Origin of the sequence: Arthrobacter bambusae (genome assembly GCF_030812595.1) — a bacterium.
Taxonomy (GTDB): domain Bacteria; phylum Actinomycetota; class Actinomycetes; order Actinomycetales; family Micrococcaceae; genus Arthrobacter; species Arthrobacter bambusae_B.
This window is the reverse complement of record NZ_JAUSSZ010000008.1, coordinates 164,872-191,172: the sequence shown is the minus strand read 5'-3', so window position 1 is coordinate 191,172 and position 26,301 is coordinate 164,872. Positions and strand designations below refer to the sequence as shown.

The window sequence follows — 26,301 nt, the reverse complement described above, 5'->3', positions numbered from 1 at the left end:
AGAGAAGGAAAGCAATGGAAGCCAAGGCTATTGCGCGTCACATCCGCGTAACGCCTATGAAGGCCCGGCGCGTCGTCAACCTTGTTCGTGGTAAGCAAGCGAATGAGGCTCTGGCAATTCTGAAGTTCGCCGAACAGGCAGCTTCGGAGCCGGTATTCAAGGTAGTTCAGTCGGCAATGGCAAACGCACGGGTCCTCGCGGACCGCGACGGCGTTGCCTTTGACGAAGGAGACCTTTACATCAGCGAAGCGTTTGTTGATGAAGGCCCGACCATGAAGCGGTTCCAGCCGCGTGCTCAGGGTCGCGCATTTCAGATCAAGAAGCGCACGAGCCACATCACCGTGGTAGTCGCTACCCCGGAGAAAGAGGAGGCTCGCTAAGTGGGACAGAAAGTAAACCCGCACGGGTTCCGACTCGGCATCACCACCGATCACGTATCGCACTGGTTTGCTGACAGCACCAAGGCTGGCCAGCGGTACAAGGACTTCGTTCGCGAAGACATCCGCATCCGCCAGCTCATGTCCACGGGCATGGAGCGCGCTGGTATCGCCAAGGTCGAAATCGAGCGCACCCGTGACCGTGTCCGCGTGGACATCCACACGGCTCGCCCGGGCATCGTCATCGGCCGCCGCGGCGCAGAGGCGGACCGCATTCGCGGCGAGCTCGAAAAGCTCACCGGCAAGCAGGTCCAGCTGAACATCCTCGAGGTCAAGAACCCCGAGATGGAAGCCCAGCTTGTTGCCCAGGGCGTTGCTGAGCAGCTGACTTCCCGCGTGGCTTTCCGCCGTGCGATGAAGAAGGCCATGCAGTCCGCACAGCGTGCCGGTGCCAAGGGTATCCGTATCGCTTGCTCCGGTCGACTGGGTGGTGCAGAAATGTCCCGCTCGGAGTTCTACCGCGAAGGCCGTGTGCCCCTGCACACCCTGCGTGCGAACATCGACTACGGCTTCTACGAGGCCAAGACCACCTTCGGCCGCATCGGCGTGAAGGTCTGGATCTACAAGGGCGACGTCACCGCCAAGGAACTGGCTCAGCAGGCAGCTGCTGCTCCGTCCCGCGGTCGCGGTGCCAGCGATCGCCCGGGCCGCCCGGGTGGCGCTGACCGCGGTGACCGTCGTCGTCGTACCGACCGTCCGGCAGCTGACGCAGCACCTGTTGCTGCAGAGGCTCCGGCAGCTGAAGCCGCTACCGCAGGTTCGGCACAGGCAGCAGAAGGAGGACAGGCTTAAATGCTTATCCCACGTCGAGTCAAGCACCGTAAGCAGCACCACCCGGGTCGTTCCGGCGCTGCAACGGGCGGCACCAAGGTCACTTTCGGTGAGTACGGCATCCAGGCCCTGAGCCCGGCCTACGTCACGAACCGTCAGATCGAGTCTGCCCGTATCGCGATGACCCGCCACATCAAGCGTGGCGGCAAGGTCTGGATCAACATCTACCCGGACCGTCCGCTGACGAAGAAGCCGGCCGAAACCCGCATGGGTTCCGGTAAGGGTTCTCCGGAATGGTGGGTCGCAAACGTCAAGCCGGGCCGCGTTCTCTTCGAACTCGCCGGTGTCAATGAAGAGGTAGCTCGCGAGGCATTGCGCCTGGCAATCCACAAGCTGCCGTTGAAGGCACGCATTGTGCGTCGCGAAGGTGGTGAATAGAAATGGCAGTAGGGTCGAAGGATCTCGCACCCGCACAGCTGGACGGTTTCGACAACGAGCGTCTCGTTGAAGAACTCCGCAAGTCCAAGGAAGAGCTGTTCAACCTGCGTTTCCAGTCCGCCACCGGACAGCTGGAGAACCACGGTCGCCTGCGCGCGGTAAAGAAGGACATCGCACGCATCTACACCGTTCTCCGTGAGCGCGAGCTGGGCATTCGTGCCGAGGTTGCCGCGCCGGTTGTGGAAGCCAAGGAAGACAAGAAGTCCAAGAAGGCAGAAGCCAAGGCTGAAAAGGCCGAAGCTGAGGCTGGAGAGGACGCCAAGTGAGCGAACAGAAGGAAACTGTGACGGAAGCAGCAGCCGGCGCTACACAGCGTGGTTACCGTAAGACGCGTCGCGGCTACGTTGTCTCTGACAAGATGGAAAAGACCATCGTTGTGCAGGTTGAAGACCGCGTGAAGCACGCTCTGTACGGCAAGGTTATTCGCCGCACCTCGAAGGTCAAGGCTCACGACGAAGAGAACACCGCCGGCATCGGCGACCTCGTTCTCATCGCCGAGACCCGTCCGCTGTCCGCCACCAAGAACTGGCGGCTCGTGGAGATCCTCGAAAAGGCTAAGTAGTCCCGCGCCGGCCCTTGTGCCCGGCAGCGATATGGATTGGCAGGAAGGCCCGTATTCCGTAAGGGATGCGGGCCTTTCCGCGTTTCGGTCCTTAGCATAAACCGTGCTAGGATATTGAGTTTGTATGGCGTCAGTTGTGCGCCAACAACCACCTCGTAAACAATCGTGCCGCGGCATACTGCCCCGCGCAGTTATTTCCGCAAGGGAAGCTGATGCTGGCGGCACGGGAGTTTAGGCCTGCACTGGCAAAATCCAGGCAGGTCAAGAGACACCCCGATCAACCGTTCCGCAAGGCTCATTCCGTATGCTCCATTTCGGTCTGAGAACCGGCGCGACGCAAGGAGTAAAAATTGATTCAGCAGGAGTCGCGACTGAAGGTCGCCGACAACACGGGTGCTAAGGAAATCCTTACCATTCGCGTTCTCGGTGGATCCGGCCGTCGCTACGCAGGCATTGGCGACGTCATTGTCGCAACCGTCAAGGACGCTATCCCGGGCGGCAACGTAAAGAAGGGTGACGTCGTCAAGGCTGTCATCGTTCGTACCAAGAAGGAACGCCGCCGTGCGGATGGTTCCTACATCAAGTTCGACGAGAACGCAGCTGTGATTCTGAAGAACGACGGCGACCCCCGCGGTACCCGTATCTTCGGCCCGGTTGGTCGTGAGCTCCGTGACAAGAAGTTCATGAAGATCGTCTCGCTGGCCCCGGAGGTGCTTTAGTCCATGGCTAAGATCAAGAAGGGTGACCTCGTTCAGGTCATCACCGGAGCCAAGCAGGAGCGCGGCGGCGACCGCGGCAAGCAGGGCAAGGTCTTGCGCGTCTACCCGGAAGCCAACCGCGTCCTGGTAGAAGGCATCAACCGCGTCACCAAGCACACCAAGGTCGGTCAGTCGCAGCGCGGCACCAAGACCGGTGGCATCGAGGTCGTTGAGGCCCCGATCCACGTCTCCAACGTTGCTCTTGTTGACCCCTCGACCAAGAAGCCGACCCGCGTTGGTTTCCGTCTCGAGACCGTTGAGAAGGACGGCGTCTCCAAGACCGTCCGTGTCCGCGTGTCCAAGGCATCCGGGAAGGACATCTGATGAGTGAGACACTGTCTGAGACCACCGTCGAAACGAAGATCGTTCCGCGTCTGAAGACGAAGTACGCCGATTCCATCAAGCAGTCCCTGGTTGAGGAATTCAAGTACGAGAACGTGAACCAGGTTCCCCGCCTGGTGAAGGTTGTTGTGAACATGGGTGTTGGAGATGCCGCAAAGGACTCCAAGCTGATCGACGGCGCTGTCCGCGACCTCACCCTGATCACCGGCCAGAAGCCGCAGGTAACCAAGGCCCGCAAGTCGATCGCCCAGTTCAAGCTGCGCGAAGGCATGCCCATCGGTGCACACGCAACTCTGCGTGGGGACCGCATGTGGGAATTCGTGGACCGCCTCGTGACCCTCGCCCTGCCCCGTATCCGCGACTTCCGCGGCCTCAACGGCAAGCAGTTCGACGGTAACGGCAACTACACCTTCGGTCTGACCGAGCAGGTTATGTTCCACGAAATCGACCAGGACTCCATCGACCGCGTTCGCGGTATGGACATCACGGTTGTCACCACTGCAAAGACCGATGACGAAGGCCGTGCGCTGCTTAAGGCACTTGGCTTCCCGTTCAAATCCGAAGACTAATAACTACGTAGTAGGTCCGGCCGCGGCTGCTCTTTAGCCAACGCGGAAACCATTACGAGGAAGGGCAAGAGCCCAAATGACTATGACAGACCCTGTCGCAGACATGCTTACGCGTCTGCGCAACGCCAACTCGGCATACCACGACACCGTGAGCATGCCGTACAGCAAGCTCAAGGCACGCGTTGCCGACATCCTGAAGGCAGAAGGCTACATTGCTGCCTGGAAGGAAGAGGAAGCCGAAGTCGGCAAGAAGCTGACCATCGACCTCAAGTTCGGTCCGAACCGCGAGCGTTCGATTGCTGGTGTCCGCCGCATTTCCAAGCCTGGTCTCCGCGTTTACGCGAAGTCCACCAACCTGCCTCACGTGCTGGGTGGCCTGGGTATCGCAATCCTGTCCACCTCTTCCGGCCTCCTGACTGACAAGCAGGCCGGCAAGAAGGGCGTGGGCGGCGAAGTCCTCGCGTACGTCTGGTAACGGGAAAGGAAGAGAATAATGTCACGTATTGGACGTCTCCCCATCACCGTTCCTGCCGGCGTTGAAGTTAAGGTTGATGGCTCTGTCATCAACGTCAAGGGCACCAAAGGCGAGCTGAGCCACACTGTAGCCAGCCCGATCGAGGTCACCCTGGACGAGAGCACCTTGACTGTCACCCGCCCGAACGACGAGCGCGCTTCGCGTTCCCTGCACGGCCTGACCCGCACCCTGATCGCCAACATGATCGAGGGCGTCACCAAGGGCTACGAGAAGAAGCTTGAAATCGTTGGTACCGGTTACCGCGTTCAGGCCAAGGGTTCTGACCTTGAGTTCGCTCTCGGCTTCAGCCACCCGGTCAATGTCTCCGCTCCGGAAGGCATCACCTTCACGGTGGAGGGGCCGACCAAGCTCTCCGTCGCTGGTATCTCCAAGCAGCAGGTCGGCGAGGTTGCTGCCAACATTCGCAAGCTGCGCAAGCCCGACCCCTACAAGGGCAAGGGTGTCCGTTACGCCGGCGAAGTTATCCGCCGCAAGGTCGGAAAGGCTGGTAAGTAAACCATGGCCATCGCAATTAACAAGAAGCGTACGAACAAGAGCAAGTCTGCTGCACGCAGCCGTCGCCAGCTTCGTATCCGCAAGCGCATCACCGGTACGGCTGTTCGTCCTCGTCTGGTCGTCAACCGCTCCGCACGCCACATCTTCGTCCAGGTTGTCGATGACAGCAAGGGTGTAACCGTGGCTTACGCGTCCACTTTGGAAGCAGACCTTCGTGCATTCGACGGGGACAAGACTGCCAAGGCCAAGCGCGTCGGCGAGCTCGTTGCCGGGCGCGCCAAGGCTGCAGGCATCGAAGCTGTTGTCTTCGACCGCGGTGGTAACAAGTACCACGGCCGGATCGCCGCCGTCGCTGACGGTGCACGTGAAGGTGGGCTGGCACTGTGACCGAAGTAAACAAGGAAAAGGACACCGTGTCTGCTGAACAGAATGTGACTGAAGCACCTGCTGCTGAAGCAACTGAGACTGCTGCTGCCACCGACGACCGCCGCGGCGGCCGTCGCGGCGAGCGTGGTGACCGTGGCCAGGGCCGCGGCGACCGTGGTGGCCGTGGTGGCCGCGACGGCGGTCGCGAGGCCGAGAAGAGCCAGTTCGTCGAGCGCGTTGTAACCATCAACCGTGTTGCCAAGGTCGTCAAGGGTGGTCGTCGCTTCAGCTTCACCGCCCTCGTCGTCGTCGGTGACGGTAACGGCATGGTTGGCGTTGGCTACGGCAAGGCCAAGGAAGTTCCGGCAGCTATCGCAAAGGGCGTTGAAGAGGCTAAGAAGTCCTTCTTCCGCGTTCCCCGCGTTGGCAACACCATCCCGCACCGCGTGCAGGGTGAGGCCGCAGCAGGCGTTGTCATGCTGCGTCCGGCTTCCCCGGGTACCGGTGTTATCGCCGGTGGTCCGGTCCGCGCGGTACTGGAATGCGTCGGTATCCACGACGTCCTCTCCAAGTCGCTCGGTTCCTCGAACGCCATCAACATCGTTCACGCGACTGTTGACGCCCTGAAGCGACTGGAAGAGCCAGCATCCGTGGCAGCCCGCCGTGGCCTGCCGCTGGACGAGGTTGCTCCTGCTGCTCTGGTGCGCTCACTCCAGAACCAGAAGGCAGGTGTCTAGTCATGGCTAAGAACCTGACTCCCTCCGACGCTCAGTTGGAGATCACCCAGATCAAGGGCGTCATCGGCGCCAAGCAGAACCAGCGTGAAACCCTGCGGTCCCTCGGCCTCAAGCGCATCGGACACACTGTTGTCCGTACCGCTGATGCCGTAACCGTCGGAATGCTCAACACGGTTCCGCACCTCGTGAATGTAGAGGAGGCGAAGTAATGGCTGAGAACAAGACCGCCGATAAGGCACAGAACGAGGCTGCTGACAAGCAGAACGCTCTGAAGGTCCACCACCTGCGTCCCGCCCCCGGTGCCAAGACTGCCAAGACCCGTGTTGGTCGTGGTGAAGGCTCCAAGGGTAAGACCGCCGGTCGCGGTACCAAGGGTACGAAGGCCCGCTACCAGGTCAAGGCTGGCTTTGCCGGCGGCCAGCTGCCGCTGCACATGCGCCTGCCGAAGCTTCGCGGCTTCAAGAACCCGTTCCGGGTTGAGTTCCAGGTTGTAAACCTGGACAGGCTCAACGAGCTGTTCCCGGAAGGTGGCGCTGTCACCGTCGAGTCCCTGGTTGAGAAGGGTGCCGTTCGCAAGAACCAGCCCGTCAAGGTGCTGGGCACCGGCGACATCACCGTCAAGGTTGACGTCACCGCCCACGCTTTCTCCTCCAGCGCAGCTGAGAAGATTGCAGCAGCAGGCGGAACCACCACTGCCCTCTAAGGGCTCTGGGGCGATCGCCCGTTGTAAAAGGACTCCCGGTGTGGAGGGCTTCGGCCCTTCGCATCGGGAGTTTTTTCATACGGGGGCACCCCTCGATTGTTCGCATGGCGCATCAAACCGTTAGACTCGGGTGTTGGGTTTCAATGACCCGTATCGACACCCTTGGACTTTTAACTCAGGAGGACGCTTGCTAAGCGCATTCGGCCGGGCATTTCGGACGCCTGATCTGCGACGCAAGTTGTTGTTCACGCTGGGAATCATCACAATCTTCCGCTTGGGAGCCTTTATCCCCTCGCCTGGTGTGAGCTACCAAAATGTTCAGCAATGTTTGTCAAGCAATCAGGACCAGGGCGGCCTCTACCAGCTCGTCAACCTGTTCAGCGGTGGTGCACTGCTACAGGTTTCGATCTTTGCCTTGGGGATCATGCCGTACATCACGGCCAGCATCATCGTGCAGCTGCTCCGCGTGGTCATTCCGCGGTTCCAGCAGCTGTACGACGAAGGTGCCTCCGGTCAGTCGAAGCTGACGCAGTACACGCGTTATCTGACTATTGCGCTGGGTCTGCTGAACGCCACCACCCTGGTGTCCCTGGCGCGCTCCGGACAGTTGCTCCCCAACTGCCAGCTGCCGATCATCCCTGACACGAGCATCATCGCCACGATTCTTGTGGTCATCACCTTGACGGCCGGTACGGGCCTGATCATGTGGATGGGCGAGCTGGTTACCGAGAAGGGCGTGGGCAACGGTATGTCCCTGCTCATCTTCACGTCCATCGCAGCAGGCTTCCCGACCTCCCTGGGCGCCATCTGGAACTCCAAGGGACCGGGCACGTTCTTCACGGTGCTGGCGATCGGTCTGGTGACCGTCGCGCTCGTGGTCTTCGTGGAGCAGTCCCAGCGGCGCATTCCGGTCCAGTACGCGAAGCGTATGATCGGCCGGCGCACTGTGGGCGGCACCAGCACCTACATCCCCATCAAGGTGAACATGGCCGGCGTCGTGCCCGTCATCTTTGCTTCCTCCATGCTCTACCTGCCCGGGCTGATTGCGCAGTTCAACCAGCCGAAGGCCGGAGAGACCATCGCCCCGTGGGTTGAGTGGATCAACAACAACCTCACCAAGGGCGACCACCCCATCTACATGGCGCTCTACTTCGTCATGATTGTGTTCTTCACCTACTTCTATGTCGCGATCACCTTCAACCCTGAAGAGGTCTCGGACAACATGAAGAAGTACGGCGGGTTCATTCCGGGCATCCGGGCGGGTAAACCGACCGCGGACTACCTGCAGTACGTGCTTTCCAGGATTACCCTCCCCGGCGCCTTTTACCTAGGCTTCGTGGCGTTGATTCCGCTGGTCGCACTCGTCCTGATCAGTGCCAACCAGAACTTCCCGTTCGGTGGCACGTCAATTCTGATCATGGTGGGTGTTGGCCTGGAAACCGTCAAGCAGATTGATGCGCAGCTACAACAACGTCACTACGAAGGGCTTTTGCGATGACGAGAATGCTGATCATTGGACCCCCGGGTTCGGGTAAGGGAACCCAGGCTGAGCGGATTTCCGAGCGCTTGGGCGTAGTCGCGATCTCCACTGGGGACATCTTCCGTGCGAACGTCAAGGGCGAAACCCCTCTGGGTATCGAAGCCAAGAAGTACATGGACGCCGGCGATTTCGTTCCGGACAGCGTCACCAACAAGATGGTCCGCGACCGCCTGAGCGAGAGCGACGTCGAAAACGGCTTCCTGCTCGACGGATACCCCCGCACCACCGCCCAGGTGGAATACCTGGACCAGATCCTCGCCGACACGGACGAGAAGCTCGACGTCGTGCTTCAGCTGACGGCCGACGACGAGGAACTTGTCAAACGTTTGCTGGGCCGTGCCAAGGAGACCGGGCGCTCGGATGACAACGAAGCTGTCATCCGCCACCGCTTGGACCTCTACCACGAGCAGACCGAACCCGTCGTTGCCAAGTACGCCGAACGTGGCATCCTGACCCAAGTTGATGGCATTGGCGCCATCGACGAGGTCACGGATCGCGTGCTGTTGGCGATCGAGGCGGCCAAGGCGGTCTAGTCGCCGCATGACTATTGAAAAGGGCGTGTCCCTCGCCGGAGCGAAATGCTCCGGCGGGGGACTCGCCCTTTTTGCGTTCTTCCAGCCCGGGGTTTCGGGCACGGCGTCCGATGCGGGAAAATAGGAAACCAGAGGGTGGCCTGCTGCTGCAGCCAACCACCATCAGCACACGACAAGAGGAGACCATGGCGTTCGGCCAGCCCCGCATCGAATACAAGACCAACGAGCAAATGCGCAAGATGCAGGAGGCCGGATTGGTCCTCAGCAGAGCGCTCGACGCAGCCGTTGGTGCTGCGAAACCGGGCGTGACCACGCGTGAGATCGACGCCGTGTTTGCGGCTGTCCTGATCGACGCCGGAGCGAAGTCGAACTTCCTCGGCTATCACGGCTTCCCGGCCACCATCTGCACGTCCGTCAACGAGGAGGTCGTCCACGGGATTCCCGGTGACCGGATCCTCCAGGACGGGGACATCATTTCGATTGACGGCGGAGCGATCGTTGATGGCTGGCACTCGGACTCCGCGCGCACGGTGATCGTCGGTACGGCGGATCCTGAAGACCAGCGGCTCTCGGATGTCACCCAGGCCGCCATGTGGCGTGGAATCGCTGCTTTGGCCAAGGGCAAGTTCGTGGGGGACATCGGCAACGCCGTGGATGACTACGTCTCCTCGGTACCGGGAAAGCCGCTGGGCATCCTGGAAGACTATGTAGGCCACGGCATCGGTTCCGAGATGCACATGGCTCCTGATGTGTTGAACTACCGCACCACGCACCGCGGTCCGAAGATCAGGCCGGGACTGTGCCTTGCCATTGAGCCCATGCTCGTCCGGGGCGGCATCGAAACAGCAACCCTCGACGACGACTGGACCGTGGTGACCACCGACGGCAAGCGCTCGTGCCAGTGGGAACACTCGGTAGCCGTCCACGAAAAGGGCATCTGGGTGCTTTCCGCCCCCGACGGCGGTGCGGAGCAGCTGGCGCCGCTCGGCGTCGTGCCCGTTCCGATTCCCTGACCCGACGACACAGAAAATCCCTGGCGACACAGAAAATCCCTGGCGACGCCCGAATTCGGGTGTCGCCAGGGATTTTGCGTAGCGTGGGTGGAATCTAGCTCTTGAGCTTAGGCTTCACGTCCTTGGTGTAAATGCCCTCGAGGGTTGCCTTAAGGTCTGTCATCGTGGCCTTCACATCGCCCTGCTGGGTCATGATCTTGGCTGCAGCCTTGGCCATCTCCTGGTCCGCTCCCGGCAGGAATACACGGGCGTTGTCCTGGACCTTGGTGACAGCGAGCTGGTCCATGGCCGTCTTGATCTGCGGGGTTTTGGCGAGGACGGCGGTCATGTCCGCGGAGACACGCGTGGGCATGTAACCGGTGGCGGCCGAGAACGCGGCCGTGTTCTCCGGTTCGGTCATGAACTTCAGGAAGGTCGCTGCGGCGAGCTGGACTTCCTTGCTGACCCCGCTGGGGATCCCGAGTCCGGCACCCCCGGTGGGGCAGACGTTGCTCTGGGCCTTGGGCCCGCCCGGGAGGAAGCCGACCCCGACGTTGAACTTGGCGGACTTGAGCACACCCAGCAGGTCGCCGGTAGAGGAGATCGTGGTTGATGCTATGCCCGCGGAGAAGTCATCAGCAGCGTTCTTGGAGGAGACACCGGCCCACTTGTCCTTGTAGATGGTGTCCTGTACCCACTGCAGCGCCGTGACGGACTCAGCAGAGTCTGCGGTGATGTCCCAGCCGTTTGACCAGCCGCCTCCCCAGCCCCACAGGTTGTTCTGCAGGGTCCAGCCGGCGTAACCGGCCAAGGCAGGGTACATGTACGAGTACTTTGCGCCCGAGCTGGCCTGGAGCTTGGGGGCCCACTCGGCGAATTCCTGCCAAGTCTTCGGCGCACGGTCCGGAAGGCCCGCGGCCTTGAAGTGATCCTTGTTGTAGTAGAAGAGCGGCGTGGAGCGGCCATAGGGGAGTGCCCACTGCTTGTTGGCGTACTTGTAGTCCGCCACCAGGGATTTCTGGAAGTCGTCGATCTTGATGTCCAGCTGCTTGATCAGTCCGTCCAACGGGATGATGTTGCCGTTGGTGTAGTAGCGGAACCACCACACGTCGGAGAGCACGACGAGGCCGGGGAGGGCCGACTTCGCTGCCTGCGATGTCTGGAACTTCTGCGCGATTTCCTCGTAGTTGGCGCCTGCTGTGACGAGGTTCACCTTGATGTCGGGGAACTTCGCTTGGAACTTGTCGATGATGGACTGCTCGACGGCCTGGGACTGCCCGGGGTGGCTGGTCCAAAAGTCGAATGAGCCGGCCGGCTTCACGCTGGTGAAGTCGATGTCGGACGGAGCTGTGCTCGCGGCGCTGCCGCCGGTCGACGGTCCGCCGCAGGCAGCCAGGGCGGCGGCGGCGACTCCCAGTCCGGCGAGCCCCAGGAAGTTTCTACGGTCAAGGTACATTGCCATGATGGGTCCTCTCAAGGATGCAAAGGTGGTGATGGTTTGTTGGACGGTGCTGCCAAAGCTCGGGGAAGGCAGCGGGAGACGTGCTGTGTTGCTATCCGGTGACGCTGCCCTGGGTGAGCCCGGCGACGATGTAGCGTTGCAGCGCCGCGAAGACCAGGAGGATGGGGATGATCACCAGGACTGCCCCGGCCATCAGGATCCCCCAGCCGGCTCCGTTTCCTTCAGAGTTCTGAAGCAGGGTCAGGCCGACCGGGAGGGTCATGGTTTCCGGCCGGTCCGTGATGATCAGCGGCCAGATGTAGTCGTTCCATTCGCTGACCACGGTGACGAGGGCAACGGTGGCGATGGAGGGGAGCGACACGGGGACGACCACTTGCCACAGCCTGCGCCAATGGCCCGCGCCGTCGATTTCCGCGGCTTCGAGGATTGACCCCGGAAGCGTCTTGAAATGCTGGCGAAGGAGGAAGGTTCCAAAGGCCGTGCCGAGCCCCGGGAGAATGATTCCCCACAAGGTGTTCTTCCCTCCGATTCCCGCGATCAGGATGTAGTTCGGGAGGATCGACACCTGCGGCGGCACCATCAGGGCTACGAGAATCACGACGAAGATCACGTTCTTGAACGGGAATCGGACAAAGACCAAGGCATACGCCGTCAGGATCGCCAGGATCACCTTGACCGTGGAGCCGACCGTGGTGACGATCAGGCTGTTCAGGAAGAACCCGGCGAACGGCACGGTGGTCATGGCCGTGTGGTAGTTCTCCAGGTTCAGCCCCTGCGGCAGGATCTTGAGATCCGTGGTGACGATCTCGCCGGGCTGCTTGAAGGAGCTCAGCAACATCCACAACAGGGGCAGGACTACTACCAGGGTGGCCACGATCAGCGGGATGTAGCCTCCCGCCAGGGTCTGGACGAGGTTCGAGCGGGAAAACGGCCGCTCGCGCCGCACGGGAAGCTCCGGACCGGCGTCGGGAGCGTTACGGGATCCGACGCCGCCTGCGGAGTTGGGGCTGACGGGAGAGAGCGTGCTCATGAGTAGTGCACCTTCCGTTCGACGAACCGCAACTGGAGCACGGTGATGATGAGCAGGATGGCGAAGAGCACCACCGATATGGAGGCGGAGTACCCGGCGCGGTTGTAGGCCCCGAACGCCTGGAGGTAGGCCTCGTAGATCAGCGTGCTGGTGCCGTTGCCCAGCGGAGTCATGATGCGGATCAAGTCAAAGGCTTGAAGCGAGCTGATCATCGTGGTGATCAGCAGGAAGAAGGTGGTGGGACCGAGCAGGGGAACGGAGATGCTCATGAAGCGGCGGAAACCGTTGGCACCATCCAGGGAAGCTGCCTCCATGACGTCCTTCGGGAGCGACTGGAGCCCGGCGAGGTACACGACGGCGCAGTAGCCCAGGTTCTTCCAGACGTAGACGATGATGACCATCACGAGGGAGAGCTGCGGATCGTTGATCCACTGCGGGCTTTGCTGGCCGATACCCCGGAGGAGCCAGGACAAGACGCCATAACCGGGGTCGAAGATGAATAGCCAGACGAGGCCCACACCTACGCCGCTGAGGACGTAGGGGGCGAAGACGGCGGAACGGGCGAACGTGGTGCCGCGGACCTTCGCGTTCAACGCAAGGGCAACCAGGAGTCCGAGCGCCATGGAACCGCCAACTGTGACCACCGTGAAGATGGCTGTGGTGCCAAGAACCTGCGGAGCGTCGGAACTGGTGAAGAAGGCGATGTAGTTGTCGAACCCGACGACGGTGGCCGAGGCGGACCCCAAGGTCCAGTCGAGGGTCGAGTAGTACATGTTGTTGATTAGCGGCAGGTAGGTGAAGACCGCGATCAGCGCCAGGTTCGGCAAGGCCAGGGCCAGGAACACGAAGAAGTCGCGCCGGGTCCGGCCGGACCAGCGTCCACGGCGCCGAGGGGCCGGGACAGCCTGCGCGGTGACCGCGGGGCTGCCAGTCAGTTGTCTTGTCATGGGATGTCTCTAACGGTTTGCAGATATCGGGGTGCGCCGGACTCGCCACTACGGGGTAAAGGGGGCGGCTTGTTTTACCTCACCACACGGGGATGTCTGTCAAGTCAAAAAACCAGCTCTTCGCTGGATTGTTGGACAAGGCTTCTGCGGTCGTTTACTCGATGTTTCGTGAAGGATCGGGCCGTGTTTACATTCGAGGCCCGCCTATCGTTTGTATCGAAGGAGCAGAATAGGCGCATGACTTCCAAGATCACTGATGTGCCAGGAATCCGGGTGGGACATGTCCAACGGATCGGCGATGGCTGGCTGAGCGGCGTGACCGTTGTCCTTCCGCCGGCGGGGACGGTGGGATCGGTGGACGTGCGGGGCGGCGGTCCGGGCACGCATGAGACGGACGCTCTCGATCCCACCACCCTGGTGCCGACGGTTGACGCAGTGGTGCTTACCGGCGGGAGCGCTTTTGGGCTGATCGCGGCACATGGCGCCCAGCGTTGGTGTGAACAGCAAGGACACGGTTTCACCGTGGCCGGGGGAGTGGTGCCGATCGTCCCTGCAGCCGCGATCTTCGACTTGGGCCGCGGCGGGGACTTCTCCGCTCGCCCCGACGAAGCCATGGGATACGAAGCGGCCGGTGCGGCTGCGGCCTCAAGCGAGCGCGCCGACGTCGGGCGTGGAAACGTTGGCGCCGGTACGGGTGCCGTGATCGGACGGGGCGCGTTCAAGGGGGGAGTGGGCACCTCGTCCATCACCCTGGACCGCGGCGTGGTGGTGGGTGCGCTCGCGGTGGTCAATGCGTTGGGAATGCCGTTCGGCGAATCGTCCCCGCGGCCGGAATCCGGCAGCACCGCGCCTGCGGGACCCCCGTCGTTGAACACCACGCTCGTTGTGGTCGCCACCAACGCTGACCTCGATCCCGCCGAATGCAAGCGCACCGCGAGTGCGGCGCACGCGGGCCTCGCCCGGGCGCTGAGTCCTTCCCATACGCTCGCCGACGGCGACACCGTGTTCGCGCTGGCGACCGGCGCCGTCGGACTTGACCGCAGTTCGGAACAAGCAAGGCAGGTTTCGCTCATCACCCTGCAAAGCGCGGCGGCAGACGCGGTCCGCCTGGCTGTCCGCGACGGCATCGCGGCCGCGGAATCCATCACGACGGCGGCAGGCGCCTTCCCTGCATACGGCGCGGTTTAGCGGGATCCAAGGGGTTCTCCGGTGCCGGGAAGGGTGACACCGTGCCGGTGTCTGCGCTAGCATGGGCGGATTTAACTTTCGCGCCGTCTTGGCGTAGAGTTGTCTGTTGGTTGTCTGCACAGCCACGCCCATTTAACAGGTCGCGAGTCCTGCTTCGTGGAGTGGCGGGAGCCGGACGGCCAAACAAACAAAAAACGTCCGCAGATTTTCCGGTGCCTAACCGGAGGGCTGCGGCAAACAACAGTTAGCGGAGGATATGGCCAAGAAGGACGGGGTCATTGAGATCGAGGGCGTTGTGACTGAGGCGCTGCCCAATGCGATGTTTCGCGTTGAGCTCACCAACAAGCACATCGTTCTTGCACACATCTCGGGGAAGATGCGACAGCACTACATCAGGATTCTCCCTGAAGACCGCGTAGTGGTGGAACTGAGCCCTTACGACCTCACACGTGGTCGCATCGTCTACCGCTACAAGTAATTGCTGGGCGGCAGCCTCGGGAATACACATCCCAGGTAGTGCCGCTTCAGCTGACCAACTGCAACACGCAAAGGAACGCCATGAAGGTCAAGCCGAGCGTTAAGCAGATCTGCGACAAGTGCAAAGTGATCCGCCGTAATGGCCGGGTCATGGTGATCTGCGAGAACCCGCGCCACAAGCAGCGCCAGGGCTGATTCCCCGCAAGGGAACTAGCGCCCGCGAGGGCAACCTGGGTTGCTAACCCACGCAAGTAAATAAAGGCAGCACAAGCTGAATTGGGACGTATGGAGCCCGGACAGCTAACCCCCGGTCGGAGGCTGGGGCCGCACTGAAAGTGCGGGTGTACTGCCTACGACCTCCGGTTTATTCAAGGAGTACTGCCACTATGGCTCGTCTCGCTGGCGTAGACATTCCCCGCGAAAAGCGGTTGGAAATTGCGCTTACTTACATCTACGGCGTGGGCAAGACCCGTGCACACGAAACCCTGGCTGCCACCGGCATCAGCGCTGACGTTCGCGTCAAGGACCTGACTGACGCCGAGCTGGTCCAGCTGCGTGACTACATTGAAGGCAACTACAAGGTTGAGGGTGACCTTCGCCGCGAAGTAGCAGCAGATATCCGCCGCAAGGTTGAAATCGGCAGCTACGAAGGCCTGCGTCACCGCAAGGGCCTGCCCGTACGCGGTCAGCGTACGAAGACCAACGCTCGTACCCGCAAGGGCCCGAAGCGTACCGTCGCCGGCAAGAAGAAGGCCGGCCGCTAGAAATAGCAGCTGACTTTCCCCCGATAACTTTCTGTAGGAGAAATAATGCCCCCGAAGACTCGTGGCGCGGTTCGCAAGCCGCGTAAGAAGGACAAGAAGAATATCGCGCTTGGCCAAGCGCACATCAAGAGCACTTTTAACAACACCATCGTGTCCATCACGGACCCGAACGGTGCTGTAATCTCCTGGGCTTCCGCCGGTGAGGTTGGATTCAAGGGCTCCCGCAAGTCCACCCCGTTCGCCGCCCAGATGGCTGCCGAGGCTGCTGCAAAGCGCGCCCAGGAGCACGGTCTGCGCAAGGTTGACGTGTTCGTCAAGGGACCGGGATCCGGACGCGAGACCGCAATCCGTTCGCTGCAGGCCGCTGGCCTCGAGGTCGGCTCCATCCAGGACGTCACCCCCAGCGCCCACAACGGTTGCCGCCCGCCGAAGCGCCGCCGCGTCTAATTGGATTCTTGGCCTTGCCGGCCGGGTCCGGGGTGGAACAGCGTGACTGTTCCACCCCGTCCGGCCGGCAATGCCGGTACCAAGCCGATTTCCACCACCTGTGTTGCGTCATATAGCGGATGCTCGCCGAAAGGAAACCTAAGTGCTTATTGCACAGCGCCCCACTCTGTCTGAAGAAGTAGTCTCCGAGAACCGCTCGCGTTTCATCATTGAACCGCTGGAACCGGGCTTCGGTTACACCCTCGGAAACTCCCTCCGCCGTACCCTGCTCTCCTCCATCCCCGGTGCCGCTGTAACCAGCATCCGGATCGATGGCGTGCTGCACGAGTTCACCACGGTTCCGGGTGTCAAGGAAGATGTCACTGAGATCATCCTGAACATCAAGAACCTCTCCGTGTCCTCCGAGCACGATGAGCCGGTTGTTGCATACCTGCGCAAGCAGGGCCCCGGAGTCGTCACCGCCGCGGACATCGCTCCGCCGGCCGGCGTCGAATTCCACAACCCGGATCTGCACATTGCCACGCTGAACTCGAAGGGCAAGTTCGAACTCGAACTGACCATCGAACGCGGCCGCGGCTACGTTTCGGCAGCTCAGAACAAGTCCGGCGATTCCGAGATCGGCCGTATTCCGGTCGACTCGATTTATTCGCCGGTCTTGAAGGTTACCTTCCGCGTGGAAGCTACCCGTGTTGAGCAGCGCACTGACTTCGACAAGCTGATTGTCGACGTCGAGACCAAGCAGGCTATCGCCCCGCGCGACGCCGTTGCTTCGGCAGGCACCACCCTGGTGGAACTGTTCGGTCTTGCACGTGAGCTGAACACCGCAGCTGAAGGTATCGAGATTGGCCCGTCGCCGACGGATGCTGCCTTGGCGGCTGACATGGCACTGCCGATCGAGGATCTGGACCTCACCGTCCGTTCCTACAACTGCCTCAAGCGTGAGGGCATCCACACCGTGGGTGAACTCGTTGCCCGCTCCGAGGCTGACCTGATGGACATCCGCAACTTCGGTGCGAAGTCCATCGATGAGGTCAAGGCAAAGCTGGTTGAACTGGGCCTGTCCCTCAAGGACTCCCCTCCCGGTTTCGATCTTGCAGCACGCGCCGCAGCCATCGAAGAGGACGACGCCGCGTTCAGCGACGACGAGCTCTAACAAGCAGATCTTGGCCACCGGGTCCACGTTCGGACCCGGACGGCCTTCATTACAGGAGAAATTACTATGCCTACCCCCACTAAGGGTCCGCGCCTCGGAGGCGGTCCGGCTCACGAGCGCTTGATGCTCGCGAACCTGGCAGCATCGCTGTTCGAGCACAAGCGCATCACCACCACGGTCACCAAGGCCAAGCGCCTGAAGCCGTATGCAGAGCGCCTCGTGACCTTCGCCAAGCGCGGCGACCTTTCATCCCGCCGTCGTGTGCTCGGCCTGATCAGCGACAAGGGCATCGTCCACGAGCTGTTCACCGACATCGCCGGCGCCGTTGCCAACCGCGATGGCGGCTACACCCGCATCACCAAGATCGGCAACCGCAAGGGCGACAACGCTCCCATGGCTGTCATCGAGCTGGTTCTTGAGCCGGTTTCCCCGAAGCAAGCTGTAGTTGCCGAGGCGACTGCCGCTGCCAAGAAGGACGCTGAGAAGGCTGCTCCGGCCGCCGAGGAAGCCGCTCCGGTTGCCGAGGAAGAGGTCGTTGAGGCTGACGTTGTGGCTGACGCCCCTGAGACCGAAGCCGAGGCTCCCGAAGCTGAAGCTGCTGAAACCGAAGAGGCTCCGGCCGCTGAGGAAAAGAAGTAATTCACTGAATTCTTCACAGTAGACTTAAGTCTATGAACGAACGAAAACCCGCTGCCCCCGTTTCGGGGGGCGGCGGGTTTTTGCGTGTCCGGCTGGATCTTTCGTACGACGGCGGTCCGTTCAACGGGTGGGCGCTTCAGCCCGGCCTCCGTACCGTGCAGGGATCGTTGGAAGAGGGACTGGCGCTGATTGTGCGGCGTCCTGTGCGGGTTACCGTAGCGGGGCGGACCGACGCCGGTGTCCATGCCCGTGGACAAGTGGCGCATATCGACTTGTCCGGGGAAGAGTGGACCGGACTGACGAGGGGCCACGAGATCGACCCCGCCGCCGCCTTGCTGCGGAGGCTTCGCGGAGCACTGAGCCGGGTCCTGCAGGATGAGACCGGCGCTATCGAAGTGCACGACGCCGGTCTGGCGCCTGAGGGCTTTGACGCTCGCTTCTCAGCGTTGTGGCGCCGCTACAGCTACCGGATCGCCGACGGCCCCGAACGCTGGGACCCGGTCCTGCGCGGAGTGACTTTGTGGCACAAGGCCGCCTTGGACGAACGAGCGATGAATTCCGGGGCGGCGGCATTGTTGGGGCTCCAGGACTTCCGGGCGTACTGCAAGCCCCGTGAAGGCGCCACGACGATTCGCGAGCTGCAGCGGCTGGAGTTCGTGCGCGGCAGCGACGGCGTACTTGTCGCTAAGGTCCAAGCCGATGCTTTTTGCCACAACATGGTGCGTGCACTCGTGGGGTCGGCGCTGCGGGTGGGGGAGGGCCTGGAAAAGCCGGAATGGCTGCATGAACGTTTGCTAGCTGGGGTACGCGACGCCAAGTCGGTGCTCGCCGCGCCGCACCCCTTGGTGCTGGAGGAAGTGGCCTATCCCTCTGACGCGGAGCTGTTCGCGCGGGCCGAGCTGACCCGGGCGCGGCGGGAGTAGGTTCAGGGCTGGCGGTCTCCCGCGAGCTTTCCCGGACGCGCCTGGACGTTGGACGGCCTTGGACGTTGGACGGCCCCCTCCCGGCTCTGGGTACCGGGGAGGGGGCCTGCGAAGACCACCCGCGGTTCTGGGGTGGCGGGTGGCCTGTCAGTAGCGCCCCAGATGCGCTGGTTATGGGAGCCTGGTCAGAACGCCCCCATGAAGTTGTTGATTACGTTGATGACCGCTGGCCCCATGACCACAATGAAGAGTACGGGGAGTATGCACAACATGAGCGGAAAGAGAACCTTGATCGGAAGCTTCATCGCTTTCTCTTCAGCCCGCTGACGACGCTTGATGCGCATCTGCGACGCCTGCGTTCGAAGAACGTTGGCTATGGCGATTCCGTAGGTGTCAGCCTGAACGACTGCACGCACAAAGCTTCTTAATTCTGGAACATCCGCACGGCTGGAGAGCGCCAGATATGCGTCTTTGCGGCTGCGCCCGGCTTGCATGTCCTGCAAGGTACGAAGGAATTCCGAGGCCAGGGGGCCCGAACCATTTTGGCCCGCCCTTGACATCGCTGCCTCGAATCCCAGACCCGCCTCGACCGAGATCAACATCTGGTCGAGGGTGTTCGGGAGTTCCAGTTGAATGGCTTCCTGGCGCTTCGCACCACGGCTGTGGATCATGACATCCGGCACCATGTAACACAACGCAACGACGAACAGGTACAGAAGGAAGCCTGGCCCGCTCGGGGCTTGGAGGAAGAAATAGAGGCCGAAAAGCCCAGCAACAAGCGCAAGTGCCGGTTTGGCAATGAGCAGTCGCTCCAAAGGGATTCCCGCCGGCCGACCGGCCCGCGCGAGAAGCTTGTCCAGCCAAGCGACGTATCCCTTGGGCGTGAAACGAAGGCCAAGTTCCTTGACGAGGATCCGCTGCGCTTCTGGCTCTGCCTGTTGAAGCCGTCCTGGGCTTCGTCTTAAATTCGCTCGGACTGTAGCCAGTCCGGCACGGTCTACCGAAATGAAAGACCAAGCCATCCCCGCAATCGGAACGACAATCAGTGCTACGAACAGCCATGCAATAGGACTCATAGCAACCCCTCAGAACTTGATCTTGACGACACGGTTGAGCCAGAAGGCCCCAAGCACCAGCAAGATAACGGCAGTGACGATCATGATCCAACCGAGAAGGTTGGAGTAAAGCAGTCCGATATATACGGGATTTGTCAGGGTGAGGTATAGAAACATTCCGATCGGCAGGGCGATGAGGATATACGCGGAGAGACGTCCTTCGGCGCTTAGAGCGCGAACCTGGCCTTTGACCTGGGCCCGCTCACGAATGGTTTCACCGACGTGATCCAGGACCTCTGCCAAGTCGCCACCTACCTCCCGGTGGATCTCGATGGCCTGGGCAGTCCAGACGAAGTCTTCGCTATCGAGACGGTCAGCAGCATCGCTCATCGAATCCCTCAAATCGCGCCCGAGCCGGGTCTCCGCTACTATGCGGGCGAACTCTTCGCGGGTAGGAGACTCGGACTCCTGAGCCACGGCATCGATTGAACGGAGCAGGCTGTGCCCTGCTCGCATGCCCCCCGAGAGCATCTGGATGGTGTCACCGAGTTGGAGCTCGAATTTCGCCCGGCGGCGGCCCGTCAGCACGCCCACAATGAGCTTTGCAACGAAAGGTGCAGCGATCAACAAAAGCAAGCCGAAGATAAAGCCGCTCATGATGAAACCGACTATTCCTGCAACGAAGGCCGAGCAAGTCACCAGCAAGATATAGTCCGCGGGCTTCATCTTGATTCCCGCCTTTTCCAAGCGTGCCCGGGTTCCGTATGAACGGGATTTCCCTACGGTGCTGTCGACGAAGGCGACGGCCGATGTAGTCACCTTGGTAAGCGCGGACGTTTGGACGGCCCCTCCAGGGCGGCGCCGGGACAGGGCAATGCCTGAATTCCGCGAACCAAGGACTACGAAGACCACGACGCACAACGCCAAGAACGCGAAGACAACGCCGAGCGCGAGAAAGACTGGACTCGTGGGATTCACCTCAGTCCACCCCCCATTTGCAAGGATCCAAATATGGCGGGTGAAATCTGTATTCCCAGGTCGGCGAAATGGTCAACGAAACGTGGCCGCACTCCTGTGGGTATTGGCCGTCCGAGGAACCGCCCATTTGCGTCGATACCTGCTGAGTAATCAAAAGTGAAAGCGTCCTGCAAGGTCACTATGTCGCCTTCCATGCCTTGCACCTCGGTAACGTGGGTGACGCGCCGTGTGCCATCGCGAAGGCGGGAAATGTGTACGATCAGGTTGACGGCAGACGCGATCTGCTCTCGGATGGCCCTCAACGGCAGATCCATGCCGGCCATCAGTACGAGAGTTTCCAATCGTGCTACGGCGTCGCGCGGAGAGTTTGCGTGGACAGTGGAGATCGAACCATCGTGGCCCGTGTTCATGGCCTGGAGCATGTCCAAGGATTCGCCACCGCGAACCTCCCCGACAACAATCCGGTCGGGCCTCATGCGCAAGGAGTTCCGCACGAGGTCACGAATGGAGATTTCACCTCTGCCTTCGATGTTGCGCGGCCGGCTCTCCAGACGGACAACATGCTCCTGCTGCAGTTGGAGCTCCACAGCATCCTCAATGGTGACGATGCGCTCGTCGGCGGGAAGGAACCCGGAGAGAACATTGAGCAGAGTCGTCTTGCCTGTACCGGTACCGCCCGAGACGATGATGTTCAGGCGGGCTTGGACACAAGCATGCAGCAACTCCGCCATCTCAGGGTTCAGGGTGCCCAGGGCAATGAGATTTTGGACAGTGAGCGGTACCCGGGCAAATTTACGAATGGTCAGCGACGACCCATTGACAGCCAGGGGCGGGATGATCGCATTCACGCGTGAGCCATCGGCAAGGCGTGCGTCAACCAAAGGCGACGATTCGTCGATTCGACGGCCCACCTTTGACACGATCCGTTCGATGATTTTGCGAAGATGCTCTTCGGACGTGAAACGGGCACTCGTCCGGTAGAGCTTTCCGGCACTCTCAACGTAGATCCGCTCGGCACCGTTGACCATGATCTCAGTTATGTCCTGATCATCGAGGAAAGGCTGAAGCGGCCCCAGTCCTAAGACGTCGTCGGCGATCTCTTGGACAAGCCTTTGACGCTCTGCCGAACTCAGTGGAATTTCGTCCTCATCGATAACTGCGCGGAGTTCATCCTTGACGAACTGATGAAGTTCGGCTTCGTCCATGTTCGTGTCCGAGATCCGTGCCCCCATCCGCTCGTAGAGCGCTTCACTGGTGCGTTCCTTGATCGCCCCGAGAGCTTGGCTGGTCTCTGCTGAGCCGGGCAGTGAATCAGCCTCGAAGGTAGCCGGGTCAGGCCCGGAGCTTCTCGGAGCGGACCAAGGATCGCCCATCGGACTTGTTGCCGTGGGGACCGGCGCGATTCCCCGTGCTGAGTCGAGGCGCTTGGAGAGGTTCATTGGACTACCGCCCTTCGGTGCAGTTGTTTGTGAGGTCGGGCCTCCCAGCCCGGCTTGAACCGGTCAACCAAGGTTCGGAGGCCTTTCGCCGCGGCATCCCTGGAACCGTCCTGCAGAAGCGGAATGCCCTTGTTTGTGGAAAACGGCAGTGCTCTGGAACGAGGCAAGGTGACGTCGACCGGACAACCGATCGTCGCTTCCACATCAGCCAACGAGAGTCCACTCCGCCGGTCAGCGAAGTTCAATACCACGTGGCGATGCCGAGGTAGCAGGCCAATCTCGTCGAGTACGTCCAACCCCGTCCGCAAGCCCTTGATGCTGGGGATGTCCATTCCGCACACCCACACAACATCGGTAGCACGCTCGAGAGTTGCCAGCACGTGCTCGCCAAGTCCCGGGGCAGTGTCCACCACGACGTATTGGAATTCGTTCGCAAGTTGTTCCAAGAGATGTCCAACCTGGTCGGCAGAGATGTTTTCGATCTGGGTCGGATTGTGAGGCGCGCATAGCGCGTAAATGCCGGCCGGATGGACGGAGAGGTAAGACTTCAAGACCATGCTGTCTTGAACGGCCGCCCCGGTTACGGCGTCCGCGATGGTCTTTTGCGGTTCGAGGAGAAGGCCGGAGGCGACGTCGCCGAACTGTAGATCAAGATCGGCCACCACCACACCCATGCCGGCGAGCTTGCCAAGACCCACGGACAGATTGGTGGAAATCGTCGTTTTCCCGACTCCACCCTTGGGCGACATCACGGCGATAATCCGCCCGCCCGGTCGTTCTCCCTCAACAGTTGCCCCCAATCCACGTCGGCGGCCGGCAGCTGCAAGGCTCGCTCGCTCTAGCAGGATACGAATCGTGTCCACCCCAGAGTCCGGGGGAAGCAAATCGCGGATTCCGGCTCGCATTGCGGGCAATGCCACTTGCGTCTGATCGGCAGCGGCAAGGACAACACTGATCTCCGGGTATTGAAGATCGAACAGGCTTGCCAGGCGAAAGGCGTCTTCCAACGCCAGACCAGGTCCCAGAATCAACACTTCCAACAGTTCGCCGGACAGGACGCGCAACACGTCGTCTGGACTAGGTGGAAGAAAATCAGCGGTAATGGATTGGATCTCGCCATGCATGCCGTCAGTGGCTTGCCTGACGCGGTGTTCAAACTCAGCGTTTGGTGTGATGACCAAGAAGCGACTCATTGCAGGACCTCGGCTCGCTTGATTACGACATTCGGCCCAACGCTTGCAGTCGAAGGTTCCTTGGTTAGCCAAATATCTCCATACTTTGCCCCGAAGGCGATCTTCGTAGAATCGACGTCACTTCGGGCCAAGGTCACGATGAACGCGCCTTCCGGCAATTGAGTATTCGCCTGCTCCTGGCCAGACGCTGGCTGGCTGGTGGTCTTCGCCTGCGAAGCAGCCCGCTGGACGCTGGTGACCAATACCTTGTGGAAGACCATCTGGGCACTGCCGCCTGCTGCGCCTTGGGCGGCAGAATCATCGAGCAGGATCACGACGCCAACAGTGTCTCCGGCGGCGAGTCGTCCACCGACGACGCGCTGCGCGTCCAAGTGAAGTGAAATCTCCTGGAGTCCGGCCGGAACCGGCACCGAGCCCGGGGCCGCCAGGCTTGCCGGGTCAACGAGTCGCGCTCCTAGGAGTGCCTCTCCGGGTAGCAGGTCGACCCCTGAAACTTTACCGTCGAGCCCATCTAGGCTCTTTAGCGCTCCGCTGGGCACTGAAGCGGCGGGCAATGAAGTGAGCTTGACAGCGGCCTTGACCGTTTGCAGGTCAGAGCCGGCCGGAACCTTACTTTCGACGACCAGTACGTCCACGGGCTGGAGGTCTTTCTGTGCCCGGGCTTCCGATCCTTGTACGTATGTGACCAACAGCAACGTGCCGGCGATTGCCAGGACAATTGCGACTATGCCTCCCAGTAGGCGAGTTTTCAATTTGATTTCCCCTTAGTTTGACTATGGAGTTGAGCTCCCAGTTTGGGTTTGTTATTTGGTGAGGTGGACATTGAGGGTTCCGAGGTCTGCCCCGGTTCCTCCGCCGCCACCAGCGGTGCCAATTGATTGGTATTTGATGAACTGTCCGATAATGCAGCGATCGTTGCCGCCTGCGCAGGCCAAATTTGGGTTACCAAGGTCGGCGTTTGTGTTGTGATAAATGTAGGGGCTGCCGTTACTGCCAAATTTCCAACCCACAATGTTGAACGTCGCGTAGCCAATAATGTGGAACGACCCCGTATTTCCACTCCCGGTCGCTGTGTCGAAGACCGGAAAGAGTACTTTTACCGCGCCGCCGCCGTCGAGAGTGTCGACCCAGCCCTGAAGTACAGACTGGCAAGCGCCTGGAAAATTGTTACCGGGGTCCGACCCGATGCTGGTGCTGCCGGCCTGTGTGGTTGAGTAGCACGGAGAGCTTTGGGTCAGCCAACCCCAGCCGCCAGGAATCGTGTGGCCGGAAGCGTTGGTACACGTGATTCCCGGTTTCCAGGAAATCTTCTGAAGATCGCCCGACGGAGTGGATCCGCTCAAATCCCAGCACTGGTCTGAGAATGCAAGTGGGAAGGCGCCCGCATTGCTCGGTGGCCCCCACGTGGCCTGAGCCGAAGCCTCGATGTTGGTACTTTGAATGCCGAGCACGCGTGCGAACACCAGGGAGAAGTGATTGTTCCCTGAGGTATCGCGCGACTGAGTGGTGATGTCCACCGTCGAAGCCGCCAGATTGACGGTCGCAGCAGGCACATTGGTGACGCCGTCCAAGGCGTTGTTCCCTGCAAGCGTGGTTGCGGCGGATGCCGGTCCAGTGCAGTCTGAGGAATTCGGATCCTTGGCGCAGGCTTGCGCGATGGCAAGCGCGGCGGCGTCTGCGCCGTTTTGAAGTTGGGCATGTTCCGAATACATTGAGCCGACGTCGATGGCGAACGCTGCCATGCCAAGTAGCGCAACCATGAGGAGAGCGGTGAGCGGGGCCACCACTCCACGCTCGGGATCGTCTCGCTTTAGCCGCCACATCGCATTACCCCTTTGCCTTGCAGGCTGAGTTGTGATGGCATCCCGGGAACCAAGCCGGGAAACCCGGTCATCCACGGTGTGGTGTAAGCCACTGTGACGACGACGTTGCAAGGGTTTGAGCCCACAGATTGGACGCTTATGTTAGACCGAGATAAAGCCACGGACGGCGCAGCGGCGACTCCTGCGTCTTGGGCGGCAGTCACGCTGTATCCAGAATCCGTTTGGTGGATTGAGGCATAGCGGGCCGCTTCCCGAGAAGCTTCTGTCAGGGAGACCTGGATGTTGAGTCCGCGCCCGAACTCGAAAATGCCGAGCACCAGCACTAGGAAAATCGGAAGTATCAAGGCAAATTCGACTGCGACGGCGCCGGCCTCGGATCCTGATCTCTTTTCGGGACGCATTTCCGACGCCTTTAGAGACTATCGACGACAGTTTGGAATCCGGACTGAACTTCCGGTCCAAGAAGCGCCACGGTTGCGATGATGACTGCCGCTATTAGTGCGACGAGCAGGCCATATTCGACTGCGGTTGCCCCAATTTCAGAGACCCGAAGCCTTTGGAAGAACTTGTTCATTGTGTTTCCCCCTATAAAGGTCCGGGCCGGCCGCGCCTTGAGGAATTCCTCGGCGTGACCGGCCCGGGTCGGAGATCATCGGGTGTATTCAGAGCGCTGAGTTGATCGCTGTGAAGGCAGTGTTGATCTTTCCGCCGAGGAGGCCAACGACCGTGACAATGACTGCCGCGATCAAAGCGACGAGCATGCCGTATTCAACCGCCGTTGCGCCTTTCTCGGAGGATGTGAGGCGGTCCTTGACGCCGGCGACGAAAGCGATGACGTTGATCATAAGAGATTCCATTGGAAGTACCTTTCCCAGATAAGTGAATTTGCCTACGAATCCTGCCGCTTACATATTCCGTTTAGCGGTTCGGATTTCGATAGGACAA

General features: G+C 60.9%; 37 protein-coding genes. 25 read left to right on the top strand and 12 right to left on the bottom strand.

Annotated elements, in window-relative coordinates; all coding sequences use genetic code 11:
- Positions 1-14: 14 nt before the first annotated feature.
- From rplV to map, 17 genes are all read left to right on the top strand, one after another.
- Entirely contained in the window at positions 15-380 is a 366-nt protein-coding gene (gene rplV, locus J2S96_RS12735; RefSeq protein ID WP_028265103.1) for a 50S ribosomal protein L22, read from the top strand.
- Positions 381-1,229: a 30S ribosomal protein S3 gene (gene rpsC, locus J2S96_RS12730; protein ID WP_306863854.1), complete on the top strand. Its 849-nt coding sequence runs from the start codon at positions 381-383 to the stop codon at positions 1,227-1,229.
- Positions 1,230-1,646: a 50S ribosomal protein L16 gene (rplP, locus tag J2S96_RS12725; RefSeq protein ID WP_028265101.1), complete on the top strand. Its 417-nt coding sequence runs from the start codon at positions 1,230-1,232 to the stop codon at positions 1,644-1,646.
- 2 nt (positions 1,647-1,648) lie between these two features.
- Positions 1,649-1,972 carry a 50S ribosomal protein L29 gene (gene rpmC, locus J2S96_RS12720; RefSeq protein WP_306863851.1) on the top strand — a complete coding sequence of 108 codons (324 nt, stop codon included), beginning with the start codon at positions 1,649-1,651 and terminating at the stop codon, positions 1,970-1,972.
- On the top strand, positions 1,969-2,268 hold the full coding sequence (gene rpsQ / locus J2S96_RS12715) for a 30S ribosomal protein S17 (protein WP_306863848.1): 300 nt from the start codon (positions 1,969-1,971) through the stop codon (positions 2,266-2,268). The genes rpmC and rpsQ overlap by 4 nt, the downstream gene beginning before the upstream one ends.
- A gap of 350 nt (positions 2,269-2,618) precedes the next feature.
- Positions 2,619-2,987: a 50S ribosomal protein L14 gene (gene rplN / locus J2S96_RS12710; RefSeq protein WP_003803789.1), complete on the top strand. Its 369-nt coding sequence runs from the start codon at positions 2,619-2,621 to the stop codon at positions 2,985-2,987.
- A 3-nt stretch (positions 2,988-2,990) separates the two neighbouring features.
- A complete protein-coding gene (gene rplX, locus J2S96_RS12705; protein ID WP_306863844.1) occupies positions 2,991-3,350 on the top strand; it encodes a 50S ribosomal protein L24 in 360 nt (119 codons plus the stop codon).
- Positions 3,350-3,937 (top strand): 50S ribosomal protein L5, encoded by a 588-nt coding sequence (gene rplE, locus J2S96_RS12700; protein WP_306863842.1) that lies wholly within the window; start codon positions 3,350-3,352, stop codon positions 3,935-3,937. The genes rplX and rplE overlap by 1 nt, the downstream gene beginning before the upstream one ends.
- 76 nt (positions 3,938-4,013) lie before the next feature.
- Positions 4,014-4,412 carry a 30S ribosomal protein S8 gene (rpsH, locus tag J2S96_RS12695; RefSeq protein WP_028265096.1) on the top strand — a complete coding sequence of 133 codons (399 nt, stop codon included), beginning with the start codon at positions 4,014-4,016 and terminating at the stop codon, positions 4,410-4,412.
- A gap of 18 nt (positions 4,413-4,430) precedes the next feature.
- Positions 4,431-4,967 (top strand): 50S ribosomal protein L6, encoded by a 537-nt coding sequence (gene rplF, locus J2S96_RS12690; protein ID WP_059387368.1) that lies wholly within the window; start codon positions 4,431-4,433, stop codon positions 4,965-4,967.
- Between the two features lie 3 nt (positions 4,968-4,970).
- On the top strand, positions 4,971-5,354 hold the full coding sequence (gene rplR, locus J2S96_RS12685; protein WP_059387369.1) for a 50S ribosomal protein L18: 384 nt from the start codon (positions 4,971-4,973) through the stop codon (positions 5,352-5,354).
- A gap of 44 nt (positions 5,355-5,398) precedes the next feature.
- Positions 5,399-6,070 carry a 30S ribosomal protein S5 gene (gene rpsE, locus J2S96_RS12680; RefSeq protein WP_306863973.1) on the top strand — a complete coding sequence of 224 codons (672 nt, stop codon included), beginning with the start codon at positions 5,399-5,401 and terminating at the stop codon, positions 6,068-6,070.
- A 2-nt stretch (positions 6,071-6,072) separates the two neighbouring features.
- On the top strand, positions 6,073-6,279 hold the full coding sequence (gene rpmD, locus J2S96_RS12675) for a 50S ribosomal protein L30 (protein WP_059387371.1): 207 nt from the start codon (positions 6,073-6,075) through the stop codon (positions 6,277-6,279).
- Entirely contained in the window at positions 6,279-6,773 is a 495-nt protein-coding gene (gene rplO, locus J2S96_RS12670; protein ID WP_306863835.1) for a 50S ribosomal protein L15, read from the top strand. Before rpmD ends, rplO begins: the two co-directional genes overlap by 1 nt.
- Positions 6,774-6,960: 187 nt before the next feature.
- Positions 6,961-8,271: a preprotein translocase subunit SecY gene (secY, locus tag J2S96_RS12665; protein WP_306863832.1), complete on the top strand. Its 1,311-nt coding sequence runs from the start codon at positions 6,961-6,963 to the stop codon at positions 8,269-8,271.
- Positions 8,272-8,276: 5 nt separating this feature from the next.
- The gene (locus J2S96_RS12660) at positions 8,277-8,846 is read left to right on the top strand and encodes an adenylate kinase (protein ID WP_306863970.1); all 570 of its coding nucleotides are present in this window, start codon (positions 8,277-8,279) and stop codon (positions 8,844-8,846) included.
- Positions 8,847-9,031: 185 nt separating this feature from the next.
- A complete protein-coding gene (gene map, locus J2S96_RS12655; RefSeq protein ID WP_306863830.1) occupies positions 9,032-9,859 on the top strand; it encodes a type I methionyl aminopeptidase in 828 nt (275 codons plus the stop codon).
- A 94-nt stretch (positions 9,860-9,953) separates the two neighbouring features.
- Here map and J2S96_RS12650 read toward each other — a convergent pair whose 3' ends face one another.
- From J2S96_RS12650 to J2S96_RS12640, 3 genes are all read right to left on the bottom strand, one after another.
- Positions 9,954-11,300, bottom strand: coding sequence for an ABC transporter substrate-binding protein (locus tag J2S96_RS12650; protein ID WP_306863828.1), 1,347 nt, complete (start codon positions 11,298-11,300; stop codon positions 9,954-9,956).
- Between the two features lie 91 nt (positions 11,301-11,391).
- On the bottom strand, positions 11,392-12,330 hold the full coding sequence (locus tag J2S96_RS12645; RefSeq protein WP_306863826.1) for a carbohydrate ABC transporter permease: 939 nt from the start codon (positions 12,328-12,330) through the stop codon (positions 11,392-11,394).
- Positions 12,327-13,277 (bottom strand): carbohydrate ABC transporter permease, encoded by a 951-nt coding sequence (locus tag J2S96_RS12640; protein ID WP_306863823.1) that lies wholly within the window; start codon positions 13,275-13,277, stop codon positions 12,327-12,329. The genes J2S96_RS12645 and J2S96_RS12640 overlap by 4 nt, the downstream gene beginning before the upstream one ends.
- Positions 13,278-13,514: 237 nt before the next feature.
- Here J2S96_RS12640 and J2S96_RS12635 point away from each other — a divergent pair, with 237 nt between their 5' ends.
- The 8 genes from J2S96_RS12635 (at position 13,515) to J2S96_RS12600 (ending at position 18,868) form a co-directional block, all read left to right on the top strand.
- A complete protein-coding gene (locus J2S96_RS12635) occupies positions 13,515-14,465 on the top strand; it encodes a P1 family peptidase (RefSeq protein ID WP_306863820.1) in 951 nt (316 codons plus the stop codon).
- Positions 14,466-14,721: 256 nt separating this feature from the next.
- Positions 14,722-14,943: a translation initiation factor IF-1 gene (infA, locus tag J2S96_RS12630; RefSeq protein WP_009358723.1), complete on the top strand. Its 222-nt coding sequence runs from the start codon at positions 14,722-14,724 to the stop codon at positions 14,941-14,943.
- Between the two features lie 80 nt (positions 14,944-15,023).
- Positions 15,024-15,137 (top strand): 50S ribosomal protein L36, encoded by a 114-nt coding sequence (rpmJ, locus tag J2S96_RS12625; protein ID WP_011775570.1) that lies wholly within the window; start codon positions 15,024-15,026, stop codon positions 15,135-15,137.
- A 191-nt stretch (positions 15,138-15,328) separates the two neighbouring features.
- Complete coding sequence (gene rpsM, locus J2S96_RS12620; protein WP_011775569.1) at positions 15,329-15,706, top strand: 30S ribosomal protein S13; 378 nt, start codon at positions 15,329-15,331, stop codon at positions 15,704-15,706.
- Between the two features lie 45 nt (positions 15,707-15,751).
- On the top strand, positions 15,752-16,153 hold the full coding sequence (gene rpsK, locus J2S96_RS12615) for a 30S ribosomal protein S11 (RefSeq protein WP_028265083.1): 402 nt from the start codon (positions 15,752-15,754) through the stop codon (positions 16,151-16,153).
- Between the two features lie 142 nt (positions 16,154-16,295).
- A complete protein-coding gene (locus J2S96_RS12610) occupies positions 16,296-17,306 on the top strand; it encodes a DNA-directed RNA polymerase subunit alpha (RefSeq protein WP_011692778.1) in 1,011 nt (336 codons plus the stop codon).
- A 66-nt stretch (positions 17,307-17,372) separates the two neighbouring features.
- Positions 17,373-17,945, top strand: a complete 573-nt coding sequence (gene rplQ, locus J2S96_RS12605) for a 50S ribosomal protein L17 (protein WP_306863813.1) — start codon at positions 17,373-17,375, stop codon at positions 17,943-17,945.
- A gap of 32 nt (positions 17,946-17,977) precedes the next feature.
- On the top strand, positions 17,978-18,868 hold the full coding sequence (locus J2S96_RS12600) for a tRNA pseudouridine synthase A (RefSeq protein WP_306863810.1): 891 nt from the start codon (positions 17,978-17,980) through the stop codon (positions 18,866-18,868).
- A gap of 185 nt (positions 18,869-19,053) precedes the next feature.
- On the opposite strand, the gene J2S96_RS12595 is transcribed toward J2S96_RS12600, so the two are convergent.
- The 9 genes from J2S96_RS12595 to J2S96_RS12555 all read right to left on the bottom strand — a co-directional run bounded on the left by J2S96_RS12595 (position 19,054) and on the right by J2S96_RS12555 (position 26,213).
- Positions 19,054-19,944: a type II secretion system F family protein gene (locus J2S96_RS12595; protein ID WP_370873099.1), complete on the bottom strand. Its 891-nt coding sequence runs from the start codon at positions 19,942-19,944 to the stop codon at positions 19,054-19,056.
- 9 nt (positions 19,945-19,953) lie between these two features.
- A complete protein-coding gene (locus J2S96_RS12590; RefSeq protein WP_306863804.1) occupies positions 19,954-20,901 on the bottom strand; it encodes a type II secretion system F family protein in 948 nt (315 codons plus the stop codon).
- Positions 20,898-22,340, bottom strand: coding sequence for a CpaF family protein (locus J2S96_RS12585; protein WP_306863801.1), 1,443 nt, complete (start codon positions 22,338-22,340; stop codon positions 20,898-20,900). The genes J2S96_RS12590 and J2S96_RS12585 overlap by 4 nt, the downstream gene beginning before the upstream one ends.
- Positions 22,337-23,533: an AAA family ATPase gene (locus J2S96_RS12580; RefSeq protein WP_306863798.1), complete on the bottom strand. Its 1,197-nt coding sequence runs from the start codon at positions 23,531-23,533 to the stop codon at positions 22,337-22,339. Before J2S96_RS12580 ends, J2S96_RS12585 begins: the two co-directional genes overlap by 4 nt.
- On the bottom strand, positions 23,530-24,285 hold the full coding sequence (cpaB, locus tag J2S96_RS12575; RefSeq protein WP_306863794.1) for a Flp pilus assembly protein CpaB: 756 nt from the start codon (positions 24,283-24,285) through the stop codon (positions 23,530-23,532). Before cpaB ends, J2S96_RS12580 begins: the two co-directional genes overlap by 4 nt.
- 51 nt (positions 24,286-24,336) lie before the next feature.
- Positions 24,337-25,317 (bottom strand): Tad domain-containing protein, encoded by a 981-nt coding sequence (locus J2S96_RS12570; RefSeq protein ID WP_306863792.1) that lies wholly within the window; start codon positions 25,315-25,317, stop codon positions 24,337-24,339.
- 26 nt (positions 25,318-25,343) lie between these two features.
- Entirely contained in the window at positions 25,344-25,757 is a 414-nt protein-coding gene (locus J2S96_RS12565; protein ID WP_306863788.1) for a TadE/TadG family type IV pilus assembly protein, read from the bottom strand.
- 11 nt (positions 25,758-25,768) lie between these two features.
- Entirely contained in the window at positions 25,769-25,930 is a 162-nt protein-coding gene (locus tag J2S96_RS12560) for a Flp family type IVb pilin (protein ID WP_306863785.1), read from the bottom strand.
- Positions 25,931-26,018: 88 nt separating this feature from the next.
- Complete coding sequence (locus J2S96_RS12555) at positions 26,019-26,213, bottom strand: Flp family type IVb pilin (protein WP_306863782.1); 195 nt, start codon at positions 26,211-26,213, stop codon at positions 26,019-26,021.
- Between the last annotated feature and the right edge of the window lie 88 nt (positions 26,214-26,301).